Origin of the sequence: Lentzea alba, assembly GCF_047445655.1 — a bacterium.
GTDB lineage: Bacteria > Actinomycetota > Actinomycetes > Mycobacteriales > Pseudonocardiaceae > Lentzea > Lentzea alba_A.
The window spans coordinates 1-7,367 of record NZ_JAJAEG010000077.1 but is presented as its reverse complement, the minus strand read 5'-3'; the positions used below and the strand labels follow the sequence as shown (position 1 = coordinate 7,367).

8 protein-coding genes are annotated in these 7,367 nt (G+C 68.3%); 5 read left to right on the top strand and 3 right to left on the bottom strand.

The window, feature by feature from the left end:
- The coding region (locus LFM09_RS49765; RefSeq protein WP_414103675.1) for an adenosine-specific kinase at positions 1 to 323 on the top strand (323 nt) is incomplete at its 5' end.
- On the opposite strand, the gene phoU is transcribed toward LFM09_RS49765, so the two are convergent.
- The 3 genes from phoU to LFM09_RS49750 form a co-directional block, all read right to left on the bottom strand.
- On the bottom strand, positions 320 to 976 hold the full coding sequence (gene phoU, locus LFM09_RS49760) for a phosphate signaling complex protein PhoU (RefSeq protein WP_414103674.1): 657 nt from the start codon (positions 974 to 976) through the stop codon (positions 320 to 322). The two genes, LFM09_RS49765 and phoU, sit on opposite strands and share 4 nt — an antisense overlap.
- Positions 977 to 1,010: 34 nt before the next feature.
- Positions 1,011 to 1,670: a CBS domain-containing protein gene (locus tag LFM09_RS49755; protein ID WP_414103673.1), complete on the bottom strand. Its 660-nt coding sequence runs from the start codon at positions 1,668 to 1,670 to the stop codon at positions 1,011 to 1,013.
- Between the two features lie 160 nt (positions 1,671 to 1,830).
- Positions 1,831 to 3,480: an HAD hydrolase family protein gene (locus LFM09_RS49750; protein WP_414103672.1), complete on the bottom strand. Its 1,650-nt coding sequence runs from the start codon at positions 3,478 to 3,480 to the stop codon at positions 1,831 to 1,833.
- Between the two features lie 160 nt (positions 3,481 to 3,640).
- Here LFM09_RS49750 and LFM09_RS49745 point away from each other — a divergent pair, with 160 nt between their 5' ends.
- The 4 genes from LFM09_RS49745 (at position 3,641) to LFM09_RS49730 (ending at position 7,289) form a co-directional block, all read left to right on the top strand.
- Positions 3,641 to 4,522 carry a hypothetical protein gene (locus LFM09_RS49745; RefSeq protein ID WP_414103671.1) on the top strand — a complete coding sequence of 294 codons (882 nt, stop codon included), beginning with the start codon at positions 3,641 to 3,643 and terminating at the stop codon, positions 4,520 to 4,522.
- A gap of 381 nt (positions 4,523 to 4,903) precedes the next feature.
- A complete protein-coding gene (locus LFM09_RS49740) occupies positions 4,904 to 5,920 on the top strand; it encodes a nicotinate phosphoribosyltransferase (protein ID WP_414103670.1) in 1,017 nt (338 codons plus the stop codon).
- A 184-nt stretch (positions 5,921 to 6,104) separates the two neighbouring features.
- Positions 6,105 to 6,371, top strand: coding sequence for a hypothetical protein (locus LFM09_RS49735; protein WP_414103669.1), 267 nt, complete (start codon positions 6,105 to 6,107; stop codon positions 6,369 to 6,371).
- An 81-nt stretch (positions 6,372 to 6,452) separates the two neighbouring features.
- The gene (locus tag LFM09_RS49730) at positions 6,453 to 7,289 is read left to right on the top strand and encodes a hypothetical protein (RefSeq protein WP_414103668.1); all 837 of its coding nucleotides are present in this window, start codon (positions 6,453 to 6,455) and stop codon (positions 7,287 to 7,289) included.
- The last annotated feature ends 78 nt before the right edge of the window (positions 7,290 to 7,367 follow it).

The following is a 7,367-nucleotide window of genomic DNA, read 5'->3' as shown; positions in this document are numbered from 1 at the left end:
GGCTCGTCCGCCACTCCGGCAACGACCCGGACCTGGTGGAGCTCGCGATCAAGAACGCTCACGCCATCGGAGCCGGCCACTCGTTCATCGTGTTCCTGCGCGAGGGATATCCGGTCAACGTCCTCAATGCGATCAAGCAGGTGCCCGAGGTCTGCACCGTCTTCTGCGCCACTGCCAACCCGGTCGACCTGCTCCTCGCCGGCACCGCGCTCGGCAGGGGCATCATCGGCGTGGTGGACGGCGGCCAGCCGCTCGGCGTCGAGACCGCCGACGACCAGACCGAACGCAAGGCACTGCTGCGTCGCATCGGCTACAAGTCCTAACTGGACGGAGCAGCCTCCGGTCGACGGGTACCCGCGGCGAACGCGACCCGCTTGGCCACGGATACCGCATGGTCGGCGAACCGCTCGTAGTACCGGCCCAGCAAAGTGAGGTCTATCGCCGTCTCGGCGTCCCACCGGTGATCGACGACCAACGTGCGGTAGAGCGACGTGAGCAGATCGTCCATCACGTCATCGGCACGCTCCAGAGCCGTTGCCGCGTCGACATTCTCCGTCGTGACGGCGTCTTGGGCGGCCCCAGCCAGCCGGACTGCCACCGCGCCCATCGCCACCACGCTCTGGCGCACCTCGGACGGCACGACCGGCCGCGGGTGCCGTCGCGTCACCAGCTCGGCGATGTGCCGGGCCAGCGTCGCCATGCGCTTGAGGTCTGCACTCATCCGCAACCCCGCCATGATCGTGCGGAGATCGCCCGCCACCGGTTGCTGCCGGGCGAGCAGCACGAGAGCCTGCTGATCGATCCGGTGATGCAGGCCCACCAGTTCGTCGTCATCGCCGACAACACCGGCCGCCTCGGCGAGGGAGTTGTCGAGCAGTGCCGTTGTGGCACGGGTCATCGCGTCTTTCGTGCCCTTGGCCAGAGCGGCCAGCTGATCGCGGAACCGGGCGAGTTCCGCGTCGAACGCCTCGCGCATGGTGAACACCTCTCCAACACCGATTGACCGTGGCTCAGCCGAAGGTCCCCGCGGGGCGGGGGCGCAGAGTGTCGTCCCACTCGTACGACAGGAGGTTCGTCAGGTCCACGACGCCTGGCATCGCCCGGACCAAGTGCGCGGCGAGCTCCACGTCGCTGCGCCGTTCCACCAGTCCGCGCAGCGTCACCACACCGTCGTGCACCACGACTTCCACCGTCGCCGGATTGAGCCACGTCGAGCTGCCGAAGACCTCGTGCAGAATCTCGGCGTGCAGCGTCTCGTCGTCCTTCACGAACACCTTGAGCAGGTCACGCCGGGACAGCACGCCCACGAGCGAGCCGTCCACGTCGGCGACGAACAGCCTGCGCGCACCGGCCTTCGCGAGCTCCCGCGCCGCAATACCGGCCGAGGCGTTCATGCCGATCATGCGCACCGGCGTCGTCATCACCTCCCGCGCGGTCACGCCGTGTGCCCGCTGCCAGCGGCGTTTCTCCGCCCGGCTCGACAGGATCGCGGGCTTCTCCGCGGTGCCGCCGCGGAATTCCTCCTTCGGCAGCAGGTCGGCGTCCGACACCACACCTATGGCGTAGTCACCTTCAACGATCGGGACGGCGCTGATGCGGTGTTCTTCCATCAGCTCCACGAGGTCCTTGAACGGCGTGTCCGGGCTCGCGCTGATCACCTCGCTGGTCATCAGTGAAGCAACAGAAGGTTGGCGCATGGTGTACTCCGCGTGTCTGGTCGATGAGGCACAGCACACCCAGGCTGCTCCTGAAGCACCGCGGACCACAGGGACTTTCGTCTCCGCGGCGTTGAGCCGGTGGGCTCCAGCCGGTGGGCTCCAGCCCGCGAGCTCATCCGTCCGTCGAGATCCGCGTCACCTTGCTCAAGCCGTAGCGTTGCTCGATCGCCTTCACGAGCAACGGCCTGACCTCGCCGGCGGGTGCGCCCGCCGCTATGCGGCTCTCCAGCCTGCGCAGGTGGCCGGCCAGCGTCTGGTCGCGGTGCACGTCCCGGATCCACCGAGACATGTCCCGGCCCATGGAGTGGTGGTGCAGCACGCCGGTGTCGCAGTGGCGCAGGACGTCGACGAACTGGTTGAGGTTCGCCGCGACTGCACCGGTCGGCCCGTCGTCGTAGCGGAAGTGGAAACCGCGGTACCGCGGCAGGTCGGTGCTCGTGTACTTGTGCTGGTGCCGCACGTGATCCGTCCGCCGGTCAGCGATGCGGAAAGCCGTCATGACGCCGGCTCCGCCCAGCACCGCCTCACCATCGCCGCACACGGTGACGTGCCACTGCACTCCCTGCGCCACGGCGGGAGTGAGCTCATGTGGCTGGTACGTGGCGAGGCAATACCCCAGACCGTCCGGCCGGAACGCGTGGTGGTGCAACCGTCCCAGCGGCCAGTGCGCCTCGTCCAGCACGATCCAGTGCGGCAGCCCGGTGCGGTCGCGGTGGTGCTGCAGCAACCGGGACACCTCACGGGCGTAGTCGTTGCGCCGCCCGTCGTCCAGCAACGACAGGTCCAGCACGACGCTGTTGTCGTGGCGCACGAACTGGATCAGCTCCCACGGCGGTGGGAGGCGCCCGTCGGCGCCGAACACCGTCGTGCCGTTGAGCATCCCGAGCTCGGTGTGATCACCTTCCGGATCGAAGACCACGATCGAATAGCCCATCCCGATCAGCTGCTCGGCCACCAGCCCCGCCAGATATGACTTGCCCGCACCGGGTTTCCCGGTGATCAACACGGACGTCTGCGCCGCTGGGACGGTGACCGTCCGGCCCCCGCCGTCGATTCCGAGGTGGATCCTCCAGCGGCCGGAGACGGCCAACTCGGTGCCACCGAGCACCGGGCCGGCGAGCAGCGCCGCCACCCCGACGCCGTTCGGCGCGGGCAGCACGAGATCGGCGTGCGCGACGAGGGAGTCCACCGCATTGCTGACGGCGACTCCCAGCTCGGCCGCCTCGAGCAGGGCGTGATCGTTCTCGGCATCACCGACGGCGATCGCACTGTGCGGTGACACTCCCAGCTCGCTCAGCGCGTCGACCAGACCGCCGCCCTTCGTCACACCCGCGGGCAGCACCATGAGCTCGCCGCGGTTGCGCACCAGCTGCGCGTCCAGCCGCAGGTCCTGCACGGCGTCCAGCGCGAGATGCGCCGCGGACGCCTGCAGCGCCAGGATCACCATTCCCCGGCGCACCGCGACACCGCGCTCGGTCAGCCACCGCAACAGCTGCGGATCCACCGGTCGTGCGAGCGGACGCACCACACCAGACAACGCCAACACCGCTCCGTTCTCCGCGACGACAGCGTCGAACTCACCCGCCAGACCGGGAAACTCAGCCTCCAACTCGGCGAGAATGCGCCCAGACACGAGCAGCACCCGTATTCCGCCCGCACGGGCATCGCGGACGGCGGCCAGGACTTCCTCCCCCGGCGGACCACCGCAGGCGATCGTCCCGTCCAGGTCCAGCGCCACTGCACGGTAGTAACGGAAACTCATAAACCCCTTGCTACACAGGTATTCCACCTGCTCCCAGAGCAGTTCGTCCCACGCCGCCGACGGGCTACCGGGGACCTTCTGCTCTACGGGGAAGGCGGCCCGAGGTCTAGGTCTGGGAACGGCGAGTACAACGCCCGCCCAGTCCACGAGGGGGACCTCGATGACCAGAATTCGCATCCTCGCCGCAACGCTGCTGCTGTTCGCCGCATTCGGCGCAACGGCAGCACCCGCTACGGCCGCACAGCAGACCACCACGCTCATGGCGATCCGGGCGGCACACCACCCCGACTACGACCGCGTGGTGTTCGAGTTCGCCGGGCCGCTTCCCGCGCAACGCGACGTCGGATACGTGCCCGAGCTGATCGGCGACCCCTCCGGCTTACCGGTGCCCGTGGTCGGCGACGCGATCCTCCAGGTGCGCATGGCGTCCGCGTCCGGGCACGACGAGAACGGCAACGTGACCTACGGCCCGACCCGACGCACCTACCCGCTGCCCAACGTGATCCAGGTCGTGAACTCCGGCGACTTCGAAGGCGTGCTCACCTTCGGCATCGGGCTTGCTCGCCAGAGCACGGTGAACACCTTCACCCTGACCAACCCGAGCAGGGTGGTCGTCGACATCAGCACCCCGTTCCGCACCGTGCCGGTGGACGTGCACTTCCTCGACCTCTACCGGTTCGAGCAGGGCATCGAGCCCTACACCCGAGCCGTGTCCCGGCCGGTGATCCCGCCGGCCACCGCGCGCGGCGCGCTACAGCGCCTGTTCGCGGGCCCCACCCAGGAGGAGCTGGTTCAGCGGCTGCGGTTCGTCAACTCCGACGCCACCGGCTTCACCGACCTGTCCATTTCGAACGGCATCGCGCGGGTCCGGCTGACCGGCGGATGTTCCAGCCACGGCTCGACGTTCACCATCGCCGGGGAAATCTTCCCGACGCTCAAGCAGTTCAGCTCGGTGCGGTGGGTGAAGATCTACGACCCCGCCGGCAACACCGAACGGCCGACCGGCCAGACCGACTCGATCCCGGAGTGCCTGGAACCGTAGGCACCCGCGGCAGGGTCGTTCGGCCCTGTCCGCCCGGCTCCGGCTGGGTGAGCCTCGACGGATGACGGGCCTGTGCACCGACCTGTACGAGATCCGGATGGCGGTGAGCTACCTGCGCCGCGGGATGACGGCGCCGGCGACGTTCAGCTTGTTCGCCCGCGCCCTTCCGGCGGCGCGCGGCTTCCTCGTCGCCGCCGGTCTGGCGGACTGCCTGTCTTTCTCGAACGGTTCCGGTTCACCGAGGACGAGCTCGACTACCTCCGCGACGCAGCCGTCCTGGACGCTGCGGCGTGTACCGCGTTGCGGGATCTGCGGTTCACCGGCGACGTCCGAGCTGTCCCGGAGGGACGGGCCGTGTTCGCCGGTTAACCGCTGCTCGAGGTGACCGCGCCCATCGCCGTGGCGCAGCTGGTGGAGACGGCGTTGCTGAACCTGGTGACGTTCCAGACCACCATCGCCTCCAAGGCCGCCCGCTGCCGTATCGCGGCGGCGGGACGTGACCTCGTCGACTTCGCCGCGCGCCGCACGCACGGTCACGAGGCGGCTCTGGCAGTCGCGAGGGCTTCGGCGCTCGCGGGGTTCAGCGGCACCAGCTACGTGGCCGCCGCCCGGCGGTACGGGCTCACGGCCACGGGCACAATGGCCCATTCCTACATCCTGGCGTTCCCCGGCGAGCGGGCGGCGTTCGAGGCGTTCGCCGAGGACTTTCCCAGCGCGACGGTCTTCCTGGTCGACACCTACGACACGCCCGAAGGCGTCGGCAGGGCTATCGAGGTGGCGCGGCACCTGCCTCCGCAGCATCCCTTCGGAGTCCGGCTCGACTCCGGTGACCTCTGCTCGCTGGCAGCGGACGCCCGCCGACAGCTCGACAAGGCCGGGCTGACCGCGGCACGCATCGTCGCCAGCGGTGGACTCGACGAACACTCCATCGCCGCACTCGTCGCGCATGGTGCACCGATCGACGCCTTCGGTGTCGGCACGCGCATGGGCGTCTCCGCCGACGCACCGTCCCTGGACAGTGCTTACAAGCTCGTGGAGTACGACGGCAAGCCGGTGATGAAGCTGTCCACTGGCAAGGCCACCGCACCCGGCGCCAAGCAGGTGTTCCGCACCGCCTTCGGGCCGCGAGACGTTCTCGCGCTGCGCAACGAAGACCCACCGCCCGGCCACGAGCCACTGCTGACGACCGTCATGACCGCCGGAGCACGAACAGGTCCACTTCGGACGGAACCCGAGCAGGTCGATGACGCGCGAGACAGGTTCACCGTCGACCTGGCGTGGCTCCCGGAGCACACGCTCGACCTCACCTCCCCCGTTCCGGTCGAAGTACGGACCAGCGACCGGCTGCGCGCGCTCACCGAGCGCGTGCACCGGTCGCTCACCGGTCAGCCAAACTGACCCAGCGGGTCACGAGCGGCCGGAATCTCCCTGTCCAGGAACGTGTTCATCGAGCGGACGCCGTCCATGAACTGCGCGGGGGAACACGATCGCCGAGTTCCGCTCGAGCGCGATCTCCCATGCAGCCTGCCGCGGTGCAGTATCACCAACCGACGCCCTGCTGCGGTACACGAACCACACGCCGTTGACGAGCCGCCGCTACGACCACCTCTGGACCCGCATTCCGACAGCACTCCCGTGGGCTGCGAAGCTCGGTGTGTCCACGCATTGGCGGCGCCACACCACACTCACCTGGGTCGAACGCAACTTCGGCTACGGCATCGCACGCGCCTACGCCGGTCACACCGACGCCAAAGGCGGCTCCACCCTCACCTACATCAAAGGTGTGCCGCGCGAAGTCGCCACCGCACTGTCGGCACTGACCGGCGAACCACATCCACTGTCACGTTGATCAGCGCATTGGAATCTGTCGCTCGTATGGGTGGTGCTGAGCCCATCGCTGTGGCAGTTGCAGTCAGCGACAGCCCAGGGCATGCCGACGAACACGAACAAGGACACGATGAAGCCCGACGAGCTGACCGCCGAACAAGAGGAACTCCTGGTAGCGCAAATGCTGCGCCACCAAGTCGGCATCGATCCCGATCAGGTAGGCGCGGTGCTGGACATGGCGGCCGTCGGGCTGGTCAACAGCGCGTGGCGCAACAGTCCCGTGGAGGACTGGCATGCAGGTGATGGACCGCTCAGTGACGGCGGCATGCTGCGAGTCAACTCCCACACAACCCATCGGGTCCGCGACATGATCCGACGCTGGCGCACCGACTGCGGCATCGACGCCCACTCCTCCACCACCGATCTCGACACAATCGACATCGGCGCCGTGGAATGGCTTCTCCGCAAGCTCTACCGCTGGTTCACCGACCCCAAGCGCAAGCTGCCCATCGGACTCACCCTCGCGGACATCGCTGGCGACGGACTCGGCGAATTCGACGACCACGTCGCCGAAACCCTGGGTGCCGTCGTCGCCCTCGCCGAGGAGCGCAGCAACCACTTCGCATTCGGGCGCGCCGCAGCGCACGGCGGACTCGCGTGCCACCATTGGTGGGGCACACCGGCGTGGCCACATCTGGTCGACCGCTTCGCCGCCGCGGTGGATGACGCTTCAGACCCGCGCTGGGGTCAGGACGGACAGTGGTTCGCTCGACTTCCCACACGGCCGGCACAGATCGCGGACAGCAGCAGCCTGCGACGCCTGCTAGTGCGACATCCCTGGAAGCTGGATGCGGCATCGGCGAACTACGTCGTGACCGCGGGCATCGGCTACATGCGCGACTCTGCACCACCACTGCCGGCCACACCAGACAACCACTGACCTCCGGCCAGCATCCGCGCCCTGCTCTGCGATCGGGACTGTAAAAAGAGCGGTGTAACTCCCGATCATGGAAGTGCA

Bases quoted from the DNA above. Each gene is read 5' to 3' on its own strand.
- phoU (WP_414103674.1), bottom strand. From the start codon at position 976: ATGCGCGAGGCGTTCGACGCGGAACTCGCCCGGTTCCGCGATCAGCTG.
- LFM09_RS49755 (WP_414103673.1), bottom strand. From the start codon at position 1,670: ATGACCAGCGAGGTGATCAGCGCGAGCCCGGACACGCCGTTCAAGGAC.
- LFM09_RS49750 (WP_414103672.1), bottom strand. From the start codon at position 3,480: ATGAGTTTCCGTTACTACCGTGCAGTGGCGCTGGACCTGGACGGGACG.
- LFM09_RS49745 (WP_414103671.1), top strand. From the start codon at position 3,641: ATGACCAGAATTCGCATCCTCGCCGCAACGCTGCTGCTGTTCGCCGCA.
- LFM09_RS49730 (WP_414103668.1), top strand. From the start codon at position 6,453: ATGCCGACGAACACGAACAAGGACACGATGAAGCCCGACGAGCTGACC.